We start from the raw sequence: 16,044 nt of genomic DNA on the forward strand, positions 1-16,044 counted from the left end.
GTCCCGCCCCGCCCGCGCGGTCGTCCCCGCCCCGCCGACCAGCCCGTGCCGTTGCCGTGAGCAGACCCGAGTAGAGGAAGCACCGTGATCCCGGTTTCGTACGCCCAACAACGGCTCTGGCTGATCGACCAGATCGAGGGGCCGACCGCGCTGTACAACCTGCCGTTCGCCCTGCGTCTGCGCGGCCGGCTCGACACCGCCGCGCTGCGCGCCGCGACGGCGGACGTGGTCGCCCGGCACGAGGCCCTGCGCACGGTGTTCCCGGTGGCCGGGGGAGTCCCGGTGCAGCGGATCCTGCCGGCCGAGGAGGCGCAACCGCGCCTCCTGGCCGTGGACTGCGCACCGGACGACTACCCGGCCCGCCGGGACGCCGCGGCCGCCGAGACCTTCGACCTGAGCCGCGAACTGCCCATCCGGGTCACGGTGTTCACCCTCGCCCCGACCGAGCACGTGCTGCTCGTCGTGCTCCACCACATCGCCGGCGACGGCTGGTCGCTCGGCCCGCTGCTGCGCGACCTCGCCGAGGCCTACCGGGCCCGGCTCGCCGGCCACGCCCCCGACTGGGAACCACTGCCGATCCAGTACGCCGACTACGCGCTCTGGCAGCGCGACCTGCTCGGCGACGAACACGACCCCGAGAGCCTGCTCGCCCGCCAACTCGACCACTGGCGAACCGCGTTGGCCGGGCTTCCGGAGGAACTGGAGCTGCCGACCGACCGCCCCCGCCCGCCCGCCCCCACCGGCGCCGCCGACTCCGTCGACCTCGCCTGGGACGCCGGCCTGCACACCGCCCTGCTCGACCTCGCCCGCACCCACCGCACCACCCTGTTCACCGTCCTCCAGGCCGGTCTGGCCGCCCTGTTCACCCGGCTCGGCGCCGGCACCGACATCCCGCTGGGCACCGGCGTCGCCGGACGCTCCGACGAGGCCCTGGACGACCTGGTCGGCTTCTTCGTGAACTCCCTGGTCCTGCGCGTCGACTCGTCCGGCGACCCGGGCTTCGCCGAACTGCTCGGACGGGTCCGGGAGGCCCAACTCGACGCCTTCGCCCACCAGGACCTCCCCTTCGAGCGCGTCGTCGAGGAGCTCAACCCGCCCCGGGCGCTCGGCCGCCACCCGCTGTTCCAGACCCTGCTGGTACTGCAGAACCACGGCCAGGACACCGAACTCGCCCTGCCCGGGCTGGAGTCCGCCCCCGAGCCGATCGGCCTGCGGGTCGCCAAGTTCGACCTCAACATCGGCATCACCGAACGGCACGGCCCCGACGGCGCCCCCGCCGGGCTCACCGGCTCGATCGAGTACTCCGCCGACCTCTACGACCGCGCCACCGTCGCCGCCCTGGCCGAACGGCTCGGCCGGCTGCTGGCCGGCGCCGCCGCCGACCCGCACGCCCCCATCGGCACCCTCGACGTGCTCGCCCCCGAGGAGCGCGCCCGCATCCTCACCGAGTGGAACGCCACCGACGCCCCCCGCCGGTCGGGCACCCTCGCCGAGTCCTTCGAGGCCCAGGCCGACCGCACCCCGCACGCCACCGCCCTCGTCCACGACGGCGGCGCCCTCGGCTACGCCGAACTCGACACCCGCGCCAACCGCCTCGCCCACCACCTGACCGCCCTCGGCGTCGGCCCCGAGACCCCCGTCGCGATGCTGATGGAACGCTCCGCCGACGTCGTCGTCGCCACCCTGGCCGTCCTCAAGGCCGGCGGCTACTACGTCCCCATGCACCCCGGCCTGCCGCCCGAGCGGATGACCGGCGTGCTCGCCGACACCGGCGCCCCCGTCCTGCTCACCGACCGCGCCGACCCCGGCTTCCCGCACGGCGCCGCCGTCGTCCGCCCCGGCGACGAGGCCGGCGCCCCCGACCACCGCCCCGGCCTGCCCGTCCACCCGGACCAGCTCGCCTACGCGATGTACACCTCCGGCTCCACCGGCCGCCCCAAGGGCGTCGCCGTGCGCCACCGCGACGTCCTCGACCTCGCCGCCGACCGCCGCTGGCGGGACGGCCGGCACCGGCGCGTCCTGCTGCACTCCCCGCACGCCTTCGACGCCGCCACCTACGAGATCTGGACGCCCCTGCTGGCCGGCGGCACCGTCGTGGTCGCCCCGCCCGGCGCCCTCGACGCCGCCGCCCTGCACGCCGTCACCGTCCGCCACGACGTCACCGCCGTCTTCCTCACCAAGGCCCTGTTCGACCTCGTCGCCGAGCAGGCCCCGGAGACCTTCGCCGCCCTGCGCGTCGTCTGCACCGGCGGCGAGGCCGCCTCCGGCGTGCTGATGCGGCGCGTCCTGGAAGCCTGCCCCGACCTGCTGCTCGCCCACGTCTACGGGCCCACCGAGACCACCACCTTCGCCACCCACCATCCGCTCGCCCCCGCCGACCTCGAAGGCCCCCGGGTGCCGATCGGCGGCCCGATGGACAACATGCGCAGCTACGTCCTGGACGCCCGGCTGCGCCCCGTCCCGCCCGGCGTCCCCGGCGAGCTGTACCTCGCCGGCGCCGGCCTGGCCCGCGGCTACCTCGGCCGGCCCGGCCTGACCGCCGAGCGCTTCGTCGCCTGCCCGTACGGGCCCGGCGAGCGGATGTACCGCACCGGGGACCTGGTACGGCTGCGCGCCGACGGCGCCGTGGAGTTCCTCGGCCGGATCGACGGCCAGGTCAAGCTGCGCGGCTTCCGGATCGAACTCGGCGAGATCGAGGCGGCGCTCTCCCGCCACCCGGCCGTCCGCCAGGTCATCGTGATCGCCCGCGAGGACCGCCCCGGCGACACCCGGCTGGTCGCCTACTGCACCGCCGAGGCCACGCTCACCCCGGCCGAACTGCGCGCCTTCGCCGGCACCGTGCTGCCCGGCTACATGGTCCCCGCCGTGGTCGTCCTGCTGGACGCGCTGCCGCTCAACGCCAACGGCAAGGTCGACCGCCGGGCCCTGCCCGCCCCCGACCTCGCCGCCGACGACACCGGGCGCGCCGCCCGCGACGAGCGCGAACGGGTGCTCTGCGAACTCTTCGGCGACCTCCTCGGCATCGACGACATCACCATCGACGACGACTTCTTCGCCCTCGGCGGCCACTCCCTGCTCGCCACCCGCCTGGTCGGCCGGGCCCGCGCCGAACTCGGCGTCGAACTCGCCATCGGCGACCTCTTCCAGGCGCCCACCGTCGCCGGGCTCACCGACCGGATCGCCGAGCGCGCGGCCGACACCCCCGCCCCGGCCCGCCCGGCGCTGCGCCCCGCCGTCCGGCCCGAGCGGGTGCCGCTCTCCTTCGCCCAGCGCCGCCTGTGGTTCCTCGACCGGGCCGACGGCCCCTCGGCCACCTACAACGTGACCCTCGCCCTGCGGCTGAGCGGCCCGCTCGACCCCACCGCCCTGACGGCCGCCCTCGGCGACGTCGTCCACCGGCACGAGGCCCTGCGCACCGTCATCGGCGAGCAGGACGGCACCCCGTACCAGCGCGTCCTCGACGCCCCCACCGCCGCCCTGCTCACCGTCACCGACCGCCCGACCGACGAGCTCGCCGGCCACACCTTCGACCTCGCCACCGACCTCCCGGTGCACGCCTACCTGCGGCCCGAGGGCGCCGAGGAACACGTGCTGGTCCTGGTCGTCCACCACATCGCCGGGGACGGCGCCTCGCTGGGCCCGCTCTACCGCGACCTCGCCGAGGCCTACCGGGCCCGCCTGGCCGGCGACGCCCCGCGCTGGGCGCCGCTGCCCGTCCAGTACGCCGACCACGCGCTCTGGCAGCACGAGCTGCTCGGCTCCGAGGAGGACCCGCAGAGCCTGCTCTCCCGCCAACTCGCCCACTGGAGCGAGACCTTGGCCGGCGCCCCGGAGGAGCTGCCGCTGCCGCTGGACCGCCCCCGCCCGCCGGTCGCCTCCCACCGTGGCGCGGTCGTCCCGCTGGAGTTCGACGCCGACCTGCACGCCCGGCTCACCGCGCTCGCCGCCGAGCACGGCGTGACCCTCTTCATGGTCCTCCAGGCCGCGTACGCCACCCTGCTGCACCGCTTCGGCGCCGGCACCGACCTGCCGATCGGCACCCCGCTGGCCGGGCGCCTCGACGAGGCCGTGCAGGAGCTGGTCGGCTTCTTCGCCGGCACCCTGGTGCTGCGCACCGACCTCGCCGGCCGTCCGGCCTTCGCCGAGCTGCTGGCCCGCGTCCGGGAGACCGACCTGGCCGCCCACGCCCACCAGGACGTGCCCTTCGAGCGGCTGGTGGAGGAGCTGAACCCGACCCGGTCGACCGCCTGCCATCCGCTGTTCCAGGTGATGCTCGCCTTCGCGGGCGCCGTCGAGGACGGCCCGGACCTGCCCGGCGTGACGGTGACGGAGGAGCCGGTCGACTTCGGGACGGCCACCTTCGACCTCACCCTGCGCCTGGTCGAACGGCAGGGCGCCGACGGCGCCGCCGGGGGCCTGGCCGGCGTCCTGGAGTACGCCACCGACCTGTTCGACCGCGAGACCGCCGAACGGCTCGCCACCGCACTCGACCTGATCCTCCGTCAGGTCGCCGAGGACCCCCGGCGGTCCGTCGCCGAACTGGACGTCCTGCCCGCCGCGGAGCGGTCCGCGGCCGCGGGCGACCACACGCCGCTGCCCGAACGGGTACCCCTGGTGCCCGCCGCCTTCGAGGCGCAGGCCGCCCGCACCCCGGACGCCGTCGCGCTGGTCTGCGGCGACACCCGGCTGACCTTCGCCGAGCTGAACACCCGGGCCAACCGCCTCGCCCACCGGCTGATCACCCAGGGCGTCGGCCCCGAGCGCGTGGTGGCGCTGGCGCTGCCGCGCTCGGCGGAGACGGTGGTGGCCATCCTGGCCGTGCTCAAGGCCGGCGGCGCCTACCTGCCGCTGGACGCCGACCACCCGGCCGAGCGCACCGCCCACATGCTGGCCGAGGCCCGCCCGGCGCTGGTGCTCACCGACGACCGCTGGCCGCTGCCCGAGGCGCTCGACGGACACCCCGCGCTCGACCTCGCCGTAGCGGAGCCCGGCCCGGAGACGGACCCGGCGCCGCGGTCCGGCGCGGCCGACGCCGCCTACGTCATCTTCACCTCAGGATCCACCGGCCGCCCCAAGGGCGTCGTCGTCCCGCACGGCGGCATCGCCGCCCTGCTGGCCGCCCACCGCACCGGAGTGATGGCCGGCACCGCACGGCAGCGGGTTGCCCTCACCGCCTCGCTCTGCTTCGACGCCTCCTGGGACGGCCTGCTCTGGCTGGTCGCCGGGCACGAGCTGCACCTGATCGGCGGCGACGTGCGGCGCGACGCCCGGGCCCTGGTCCGCCACGTGCGCGAACAGCTGATCGGCGTCCTGGAGGTGACCCCCTCCTACGCCGAGCAGCTGCTCGAGGAGGGCCTGTTGGACGAGCCCGCGCCGGCCCTGGTGCTGCTCGGCGGCGAGGCCGTCGGCCAGGCGCTCTGGACCCGGCTGCGCGAGGCGCCGGGCACCGCCGCCCACAACCTCTACGGCCCGACGGAGTGCACCGTCGACGCCCTCACCCACCCGCTGGCCGCCACCGGACGGCCCGTCCTCGGCCGCACCGTCGCCGGCACCCGCGGCTACCTCCTGGACGAGTACCTCAACCCCGTCCCGACCGGGGTGCCGGGGGAGCTGTACCTGGCCGGCGCCGGGCTGGCCCGCGGCTACCTCGACCGCCCGGGCCTGACGGCGGAACGCTTCGTCGCCTGCCCCTTCGAGCCGGGCGCCCGGATGTACCGCACCGGGGACCTCGCCCGCCGCACCCGCGACGGGGAGCTGGAGTACCTCGGCCGCACCGACCACCAGGTGAAGATCCGCGGCTTCCGGATCGAACTCGGCGAGATCGAACGCGCCCTGACCGCCCACCCCCGGGTGCTCCAGGCCGCCGTCCTGCCCGACGAGGACGCGCTGCGCCTGGTCGCGTACGTCGTCACCGACGGCCCGCTCGACCCGGCCGACCTGCGCGCCACCGCCGCCCGGACCCTGCCCGGCTACATGCTGCCCGCCGCTATCGTGCCGCTGGACGCGCTGCCGCTGAACGCCAACGGCAAGCTGGACCGCACCGCCCTCCCCGCGCCGGACTTCGCCGCGCTGTCGGCCGGCCGCGCCGCCCGCACGCCGCAGGAGGAGATCCTCTGCGGCCTGTTCGCGGAGGTGCTCGGCCTGGAGACGGTCGGCATCGACGACGACTTCTTCGACCTCGGCGGCCACTCCCTGCTCGCCACCAAGCTGCTCAGTCGGGTGCGGTCCGCACTCGGAGCCGAACTGGGCATCCGGGACGTCTTCGAGACGCCGAACGTGGCCGGGCTGGCCGGCCGGCTGGGCGCCGGTCCGCGGCGGGCGGCGCTGAGCGGAAGCGGTGAGCGGCCCGAGCGGGTGCCGCTGTCCTTCGCCCAGCAGCGGCTGTGGCTGATCGACCGGATGGAGGGCCCCAGTGCCCTCTACAACGCGCCGCTGGCCCTTCGCCTGGCGGGCGAACTGGACGCCGCCGCACTGGAGTCGGCGCTCGGCGACCTCCTCGCCCGGCACGAGAGCCTGCGCACCCTGATCGGCGAGAGCGAGGACGGCACCCCGTACCAGCGGATCCTCCCGGCCGGCGAGGCCGTCGCCCCCCTCGACGCGCGCGCCTGCCCGGCCGTCGAGGTGGCCGCCGCCGTGGCCGATCTGTGCCGCCACGCCTTCGACCTGCGCACCGAACTGCCTCTGCGCGCCACCCTGTTGCGGGTCTCGCCGGAGGAGCACGTGCTGGTGCTGGCACTGCACCACATCGCCAGCGACGGCTGGTCCCTCGGCCCGCTGGTCCGCGACCTCACCACCGCCTACACCGCCCGCGCCGGCGGTGCGGCCCCGCAGTGGACGCCGCTGCCCGTCCAGTACGCCGACTACGCGCTCTGGCAGCGCGAGCTGCTCGGCGACGAGGCGGACCCGCGGAGCCTGGCCACCCGCCAACTCGCCTACTGGCGCGACACCCTGGCCGACCTCCCGGACGAGGCCACGCTGCCGCTGGACCGCCCCCGCCCGCCCGTCGCCTCCCACCGCGGCGACCGGGTGGCGCTCACCCTCGACGCGCGGCGCCACCGCGAACTGCTCGCCCTGTCCCGCGAGCACCGGGTCACCCTGTTCATGACGGTGCAGGCCGCGCTCGCCGCCCTGCTCACCCGCCTCGGCGCGGGCACCGACGTCCCGATCGGCTCGGTCGTCGCCGGGCGCTCCGACGAGGCGCTGGACGACCTGGTCGGCTTCTTCGTCAACACCCTGGTGCTGCGCACCGAAACCTCCGGCAACCCGAGCTTCGCCGAACTCCTCGGCCGCGCCCGGGAGACCGCCCTCGGCGCCTACGCCCACCAGGACACGCCGTTCGAGCGCCTGGTCGAGGAGCTCAAGCCGGCCCGCTCACTGGCCCGCCACCCGCTGTTCCAGGTCATGCTGGTGCTCCAGAGCAACGAGCGGGCCGAGCCGTCGACGGCGGGCCTGCGGGTCGAGCCGCTCGGGGCGGGCACCGGCTCCGCCAAGTTCGACCTCAGCCTGATCGCCGAGGAGTCCTTCGGCCCCGACGGCGAGCCCGCCGGGATCGACTGCGCCCTCGACTTCGCCACCGACCTCTTCGACCGAGAGACGGTCGAGGCGGTCGCCGTCCGCTTCGGCCGGCTGCTGGCGGCGGTGACGGCCGATCCGGAGCTGCCGATCGGCCGGATCGAGCTGCTCCCGGCCGAGGAGCTGGCCGCGCTCCCGACCGCCGGCGGCGCCCTGCCGGCCGAAGTCCCGCTGCTCCCGGCCGCCTTCGCGGCCCAGGCCGCCCGCACCCCGGAGGCCGTCGCACTGGTCTGCGGCGACACCCGGCTGACCTTCGCCGAGCTGAACGACCGCGCCGACCGCCTCGCCCGCCGCCTGCGGGCCGCGGGCGCCGGACGGGAGTCCGTCGTCGCCCTCGCCCTGCCCCGCTCGGCGGAGACGGTGGTCGCCATGCTCGCCGTGCTCAAGGCCGGGGCGGCCTACCTGCCGCTGGACGCCGAGTACCCGGCCGAGCGCACCGCCCACATGCTCGCCGACGCCCGCCCGGCCCTCGCCCTCACCGACGACCGCTGGCCGCTGCCCGAGGTGCTGACCGGCCTGACCACCCTGGACGTCGCCGGCCTTCCGGAAGGCGACACCGGCGACCCGCAGTGGAGCGCCGTCGACCCGGGCGACGCCGCCTACGTCATCTACACCTCGGGATCCACCGGCCGCCCCAAGGGCGTCGTCGTCCCGCACGGCGCCGTCGCCGCCCTGCTGGCCGCCCACCGCGCCGCCCTGATCCGGGGCGTCGAGGAGGCCCACGGCCGGCAGCGGATCGCGCTCACCGCCTCGCTCTGCTTCGACGCCTCCCTGGAGCCCGTGCTCTGGATGTTCGCCGGGCACGAGCTGCACCTGATCGGCGACGAGCTGCGCCGCGAACCGGCCGCCCTGGTCCGGCACACGGCCGAGGCCGGCATCGACGCCCTGCACATCACCCCGTCCTACACCGAGCAGCTGATCGAGGAGGGGCTGCTGGACGCACCCGCGCCACGCCTCCTGCTGCTCGGCGGGGAGGCCGTCGGCCAGGCGCTGTGGCAGCGGCTGCGGGAGCACCCCGACACCGCGGGCCACAACTTCTACGGCCCGACCGAGGCCACCGTCTACGCGCTGACCCAGCCGTTCGCCGCGGTGGAGCGCCCCGGTCTCGGCGGCCCCATCGCCGGGGTGCGGGCTTATGTCCTGGACGAGTTCCTCAACCCCGTTCCGCCGGGCGTGCCGGGGGAGCTGTACCTGGCCGGTGCCGGGCTGGCCCGCGGCTACCTCGACCGGCCGGGCCTGACGGCGGAGCGTTTCGTCGCCTGCCCCTTCGAGCCGGACGGCGCGCGGATGTACCGCACCGGGGACCTCGCCCGCCGCACCCGCGAGGGCGGTGTGGAGTACCTGGGCCGCACCGACCACCAGGTGAAGATCCGCGGCTTCCGCGTCGAACTCGGCGAGATCGAGCAGGTGTTGGCCCGCCACCCCGCCGTCCGCCAGGCCGTGGTCACCGTCCGGGAGAGCGACACCGGCGACCAACGCCTGGTCGCCTACTGCGCGGCGGCCCGGAACGCGCCCGAACTCGCCGCCGAACTGCGGCGGTTCGCCGCCGAGACGCTGCCCGGCTACATGGTGCCGGCCGCCGTCGTCCTGCTCGACGCGCTGCCCCTGACCGGCAGCGGCAAGGTCGACCACCGGGCGCTCCCCGCGCCGGACTTCGCCGCGCTGTCGGCCGGTCGCGCCGCCCGCACGCCGCAGGAGGAGATCCTCTGCGGGCTGTTCGCGGAGGTGCTCGGCCTGGAGACGGTCGGCATCGACGACGACTTCTTCGACCTCGGCGGCCACTCGCTGCTCGCCATGAAGCTGCTCAGCCGGGTGCGGTCCGCACTCGGAGCCGAACTGGCGATCCGGGACGTCTTCGAGGTACCGACCGTGGCCGGGCTGGCCGTTCGGCTGGGCGCCGGCCCGCGGCGGGCGGCGCTGACCGCCGACCGCGAGCGGCCCGAGCGGGTGCCGCTGTCCTCCGCCCAGCAGCGGCTGTGGCTGATCGACCGGATGGAGGGCCCCAGCGCCCTCTACAACCTGCCCCTCCTGCTGCGCGTGGCAGGGGAGTTGGACCCGGACGCACTGGAACTGGCGCTCGGCGACGTCGTCGCCCGGCACGAGAGCCTGCGCACCCTGATCGGCGAGAGCGAGGACGGCACCCCGTACCAGCGGATCCTGCCCGCCGGGCAGGCCCGCGTCCGGGTCGAGCAACTGCCGCCCGGCACCGACCCCGAGAGCCGCACGGCCCTGCCCTTCGACCTGGCCGCCGACCTGCCCGTCCGCGCCCACCTCATCCCCGCCGGGCCCGGCGAGCACCTGCTCGCCCTCGTCCTGCACCACATCGCCGGGGACGGCTGGTCGATGGGCCCGCTGCTGCGCGACCTCGCCACCGCCTACGCGGCCCGCACCGGCGGTACGGCCCCGCAGTGGGCGCCACTGCCCGTCCAGTACGCCGACTACGCGCTCTGGCAGCGCGAGCTGCTCGGCGAGGAGGACGACCCGCAGAGCCTGATCTCCCGCCAACTCGCCCACTGGCGCGAGAAGCTGGCCGGCCTGCCCGAGGAACTGTCGCTGCCCGTCGACCGGCCGCGCCGCGCCGCCGCCACCCACCGCGGCGAGCGGGTCGTCGTGCCCTACGGCGCCGAACTCCACCGCGCGCTCGGCGAGTTGTCCCGCGAACACCGGGTGACGATGTTCATGACCGTGCAGGCCGCGCTCGCCGCCCTGCTCACCCGCCTCGGCGCCGGCACCGACATCCCGATCGGCTCGGTGGTGGCCGGGCGCAGCGACGAGGCGCTGGACGACCTGGTCGGCTTCTTCGTCAACACCCTGGTGCTGCGCACCGAAACCTCCGGCAACCCGAGCTTCACCGAGCTGCTCGCCCGCGTCCGGGAGACCCAACTCGACGCCCACGCCCACCAGGACGTGCCCTTCGAGCGCCTGGTCGAGGAGCTGAACCCGGCCCGCTCGCTGGCCCGCCACCCGCTCTTCCAGGTGGCGCTGCTGCTGGAGGGCCGGTCGGGCGACTCCGCGCCGCTCGCCCCGGCCGGACTGGACGCCTCCGTGGAGTCCTCCGCCGGGACGGTCGCCAAGTTCGACCTGAGCGTCGGCCTCGGCGAGTCCTTCGACCCCGACGGCGCGCCCGCCGGCCTGGAGTGCGCGATCGACTTCGCCACCGACCTCTTCGACCGCGAGACGGTCGAGGCGATCGCCGTCTGCTTCGGCCGGCTGCTGGCGGCGGTGGCCGCCGATCCGGAGCTGCCGATCGGCCGGATCGAGCTGCTCCCGGCCGAGGAGCGCGCCGCGCTCCCGACCGCCGGGGCCGCCCTGCCGGCCGAAGTCCCGCTGCTCCCGGCCGCCTTCGCGGCCCAGAGCGCCCGCACCCCGGAGGCCGTCGCGCTGGTCTGCGGCGACACCACGCTGACCTTCGCCGAGCTCAACGCCCGCGCCAACCGCCTCGCCCACCACCTGATCGGGCGGGGCGTCGGCCCCGAGTCCGTCGTCGCCCTCGCCCTGCCCCGCTCCGCCGAGAGCGTGATCGCGATCCTGGCCGTGCTCAAGGCCGGCGGCGCCTACCTGCCGCTGGACGCCGACCACCCCGCCGACCGCACCGCCCGCACCCTCGCCGACGCGGCCCCCGCCCTCGTCCTCACCGACGACGGCTGGCCGAAGCCCGAGGCCCTGGCCGGCACCCCCGCGCTGGCCGTCACCCCCGTCCTGGCCGTCACCGAGGCCACCGGACCGGACACCGACCCGGCTCCGCGCGCCTCGGCCGACAACGCCGCCTACCTGATCTACACCTCAGGATCCACCGGCCGCCCCAAGGGCGTCGTCGTCCCGCACGGGAGCATCGCCGCGCGGCTGGCCGCCCACCTGGCGGGGGTGGTCGCCCCCGCCGAGGCCGCGCACGGCCGACTGCGCGCCGCGCTCACCGCCTCGCTGTCCTTCGACGGATCGCTGGAGAGCCTGCTCTGGATGTTCGCCGGGCACGAGCTGCACCTGATCGGCGACGAGCTGCGCCGCGACCCGGCCGCCCTGGTCCGGCACGTCCGCGCCACCGGCATCGGCGCCATGGACCTCACCCCCTCCTACGCCGAGCAACTCCTGGCGGAGGGCCTGCTGGAGGAGGCCGCACCGTCCGTGCTGGTGCTCGGCGGCGAAGCCGTCGGACAGCAGCTCTGGACCACCCTGCGCGAGGCACCGGACACCGTCGCCCACAACCTGTACGGCCCGACCGAGGCCACCGTCTACACCCTCGGCCAGCCCGTCGCCGCCGCGAAGCGCCCCGGCCTCGGCGGCCCGATCCCCGGGGTGCGGGCGTACGTCCTGGACGAGTTCCTCAACCCCGTCCCGCCGGGCGTGCCGGGGGAGTTGTACCTGGCCGGCGCCGGGCTGGCCCGCGGCTACCTCGACCGGCCGGGCCTGACGGCGGAGCGCTTCGTCGCCTGCCCCTTCGAGCCGGACGGCGCGCGGATGTACCGCACCGGGGACCTCGCCCGCCGCACCCGCGAGGGCGGTGTGGAGTACCTGGGCCGCACCGACCACCAGGTGAAGATCCGCGGCTTCCGGATCGAACTCGGCGAGATCGAGCACGTGCTGACGCGCCACCCGCGGGTGCACCAGGCCGCCGTCCTGCCCGACCAGGACGGGCTGCGCCTGGTCGCGTACGTCGTCACCGACGGCCCGCTCGACCCGGCCGAGCTGCGCGCCTTCGCCGCCGGCCACCTGCCCGGCTACATGCTGCCCGCCGCCGTCGTCCCGCTGGCCGCCCTGCCCCTCACCGGCACCGGCAAGCTCGACCGGACGGCGCTGCCCGCACCGGACTTCGGGCCGCTCACCGGCGGTCGCGCCGCCCGCACCCCCGAGGAGGAGCTGCTCTGCGCGCTGTTCGCCGAGACCCTCGGCCTGGAGACGGTCGGAATCGACGACGACTTCTTCGACCTCGGCGGCCACTCGCTGCTCGCCATGAAGCTGCTCGCCCGCGTCCGCACCGCCCTCGGCGCCGACCCCGGCATGCGGGCGCTGTTCGAGGCACCCACCGTGGCCGGCCTCGCCCGGCACCTCGACCGGAGCCCCGACCACGGCCCGGCGGCCGACGCCCTGGACGTCCTGCTGCCGCTGCGCGCCGGCGGCGACCGGCCCCCGCTGTTCTGCGTCCACCCGGCGGCCGGCATCAGCTGGGTCTACTCCGGGCTGCTGCGCCACCTCGGCCCCGAGCAGCCGGTGTACGGCCTCCAGGCCCGGGGCCTGCGCGGCGAGGCACCGGCGAGCGTCGCCGAGATCGCCGAGGACTACGTGCGGCAGATCCGCGCGGTGCGCCCCGACGGCCCGTACCACCTGCTGGGGTGGTCCTTCGGCGCGGTGGTCGCGCAGGAGATGGCCGTGCGGCTGCGGGCCGAGGGCGCCGAGGTCGGGCTGCTGGCCCTGCTCGACGGCGCCCCGGCGACCCGCACCGACGACGCCCCGCCGCCCGTCGAAACCGCCGACAGCCTGGCCGAGTTGCTGCACTCGCTCGGCTACGACCCGGCGGACGGCCGGGGCCTGGCCGATCTGCGGGCCGTGCTCGGCGACGCGGTGGCGGTGCTGCCGGAGGTCTTCGACCGGCACCGCAAGCTGATGGCCGAGCACGTGCCCGCCCGCTACCCGGGGGACGCCGTCTTCTTCGGGGCGACCACCGGCAAGCCCGCCGACTGGCCGTACGAGCAGGCCTGGCGGCCGTACCTGGACGGCCGGATCGACGGCCACCGCCTCGACTGCGCGCACGGCGAGCTGACCCGGCCGCAACCGCTCGCACGGATCGCCGCCGTGCTGGCAGAGAAGCTGCACGCCGTCGAGAAGCCGTCCGACGCGCCGTCCGAGAAGCCCGCCACCGAGAAGCCGTCCGAGAACCTGCCCACCGAGAAGCCGGGAGCGTGACCCGCGATGACCACCACCGTCCCGATCGAGTCCCCGGCCGCCCCGCCGGACGGCCCGCGCGGCCGCTGGGGCCTGTGGGCCCACGGGGACTTCCGCCGGCTCTGGATCGGCGAGACCACCAGCACCCTCGGTACGGCCGTCGGGAGCGTGGCGCTGTCCCTGGTGGCCGTGGTCACCCTGGGCGCCGGCCCGCTCGCGGTGGGCGTGGTCAACGCCGCCGCCTGGCTGCCCTGGCTGTTCCTCGGCCTGCCGGCCGGCGCCTGGGTGGACCGCTGGCCCCGGCTGCGGGTGATGCTGGTCTGCGACCTGCTGCTGCTCGTCCTCTTCGGCAGCGTCCCGGTGGCCGCCTGGCTGGGGGCGCTCTCGCTCGCCCAGCTGGTGGTGGTGGCGCTGCTGACCGGGGCGGTGAAGGTGTTCTTCTCCACCGCCTACGGGGCGGTGCTGCCCACCCTGGTGGCGAAGGCCGACCTGCTGGAGGCCAACGTCAAGCTGCGCTCCGGGGCGTCGGCGGCGGAGATCGCTGGCCCGGGCGTGGCCGGTCTGCTCGCCCAGGCCCTCGGCGCCGCCAGCGGGATGCTCGCCGACTCGCTCAGCTACCTGGTGTCGGCGGTCTTCCTGCGGCGGATCAGGACGGAGGAGCGCCCCCCGCCGGTGTCCGAGCGGCGCGGCATCCCGCGCGAGATCGGCGAGGGCGTCCGGTTCCTGCTGCGTGACCCGTACCTGCGCACGTTCGCCTGCTTCGCGGCGGTCGGCAACCTGGGGCTGAACGGCATCCAGGCGGTGCAGACGGTCTTCCTGGTGCGCAGCGTGGGGATCGAACCGGGCGCGGTCGGTGCGGTGTTCGCGCTGGTGAGCGTCGGCGGGCTGGCCGGCGCGATGCTGGCCGGGCGGATCGCCCGCCGGCTGGGCACCGCGCGCGGGCTGCTGGTCTGCGAGCTGGTGGTCGCGCCCTTCATCCTGCTGCTGCCGCTGGCGGGGGAGCGGCTGCCGCTCGTGGTCAGCGCGCTCGCCTGGGCTGTCGCGGTGTGCGGCGTGGTGGCGGGCAACGTCCTGGCCGGCAGCTTCTCCCAGGCCTACTGCCCGCCCGAGCTGATCGGCCGGGTCCGGGCCAGCTCCGCGACCCTCAACTACAGCGCGATCCCGGTGGGCGCCCTGCTCGGTGGCTGGCTCGGCGAGACGATCGGCGCGCGCGGCACCATCTGGCTGATGGCGGGCGTGCTGCTCTCGGCCGGCGGGGTGCTGCTGGCCAGCCCGCTGCGCGGCCTGCGCGACTTCCCGACCCGGCCGTCGGCCCCCGCCGCCTGACCGCGCCACCCCACCTCCCCGCCTCACCTCCCGCCCCACCTGCCCTCACCCGGAGGCCCCGATGACCCGCACCGCCCGTCCGCGCCACTACCTGATGTGCCGTCCGACCCACTTCGAGGTCAGCTACGCGATCAACCCGTGGATGGACCCGGCCAAGCCGGTGGACACCGACCTCGCCGTCGCCCAGTGGGAGCGGCTGTACGCCCTCTACGGCGAACTCGGCCACCGGGTCGACCTGATCGACCCGCTGCCCGGCCTGCCCGACATGGTGTACGCGGCCAACGGCGCCACCGTGGTGGACGGCAGGGTGCTCGGCGCGCGCTTCCGCGACGCCGAGCGGGCCGCCGAGGGCCCGGCGTACCTGGAGTGGTTCCGCGCCCGGGGCTTCGAGACCCGCGATCCGGAGCACGTCAACGAGGGCGAGGGGGACCTCCTGCTGACCGCCGGCTACGTGCTGGCCGGGCGGGGCTTTCGCAGCGTGGCCGACGGGCACGCGGAGGCCCAGGAGTTCTTCGGCCGGCCGGTGGTCGGTCTGGAGCTGGTCGACCCGCGCTACTACCACCTGGACACCGCGCTCGCCGTGCTCGACGGCGACGAGATCATGTACAACCCGGAGGCCTTCTCGGCCGGCAGCCGCGCCGTCCTGCGCCGGCTGTTCCCGGACGCCCTGCTGGTGGACGGGGCCGACGCGGAGGTGTTCGGCCTCAACGCGGTGAGCGACGGCCTGCACGTGGTGCTGCCGGAGGCGGCCGTCGGCCTGGCGGCGCGGCTGCGGGAGCGCGGCTTCCGGCCGATCGGGATGGACCTCAGCGAGCTGCTCAAGGGCGGCGGCAGCGTGAAGTGCTGCACCCTGGAGATCCGTCCGGCGGCCTGAGCCGCCGGATCGGGCGGTGCCGGGCACCGGTGATCCCTGGCGATGCCTGGTGATCACCGGTGCTCGGCTGTAGATCGGCCGTTGAACGCTCCCGGCCAGACTGGTGCCACACCACGACGGAACCCCTTCCCACCAGGGAAGCGAGTCAAGGGAGCAGCAGAGATGACGCAGCGTCCGGCCACCACCCGCACCCGCCTCCGGCTGTTCACGGTCGGCCTCGGAGTGGCCCTCACCCTGGGCGCCGGCGTCTGCGCCACGGCGGCCGTGGCGCAGACGGTGGACAGCGGGACGGCGGCGGTGGTGAGCGGCGACGCGATGCCCACCCCGACCCCGACCCCCACCAGCACCGGGCACGGCAGCACCGGCGACTGGAACAGCACCGGCTCCTGAGCAGC

At 75.9% G+C, this 16,044-nt stretch carries 4 protein-coding genes; all 4 read left to right on the plus strand.

Annotated elements, in window-relative coordinates:
* Positions 1-84 precede the first annotated feature (84 nt).
* The 4 genes from ACGF0D_RS12525 (at position 85) to ACGF0D_RS12540 (ending at position 16,039) form a co-directional block, all read left to right on the plus strand.
* Positions 85-13,470, plus strand: a complete 13,386-nt coding sequence (locus tag ACGF0D_RS12525) for an amino acid adenylation domain-containing protein (RefSeq protein ID WP_392915300.1) — start codon at positions 85-87, stop codon at positions 13,468-13,470.
* Positions 13,471-13,476: 6 nt separating this feature from the next.
* On the plus strand, positions 13,477-14,775 hold the full coding sequence (locus ACGF0D_RS12530; RefSeq protein WP_392876490.1) for an MFS transporter: 1,299 nt from the start codon (positions 13,477-13,479) through the stop codon (positions 14,773-14,775).
* A 61-nt stretch (positions 14,776-14,836) separates the two neighbouring features.
* A complete protein-coding gene (gene ddaH, locus ACGF0D_RS12535; RefSeq protein ID WP_392915303.1) occupies positions 14,837-15,649 on the plus strand; it encodes a dimethylargininase in 813 nt (270 codons plus the stop codon).
* A gap of 162 nt (positions 15,650-15,811) precedes the next feature.
* Positions 15,812-16,039 (plus strand): hypothetical protein, encoded by a 228-nt coding sequence (locus ACGF0D_RS12540; protein WP_392915305.1) that lies wholly within the window; start codon positions 15,812-15,814, stop codon positions 16,037-16,039.
* The last annotated feature ends 5 nt before the right edge of the window (positions 16,040-16,044 follow it).

This window comes from Kitasatospora sp. NPDC048298 (assembly GCF_043201465.1).
Lineage (GTDB): Bacteria > Actinomycetota > Actinomycetes > Streptomycetales > Streptomycetaceae > Kitasatospora.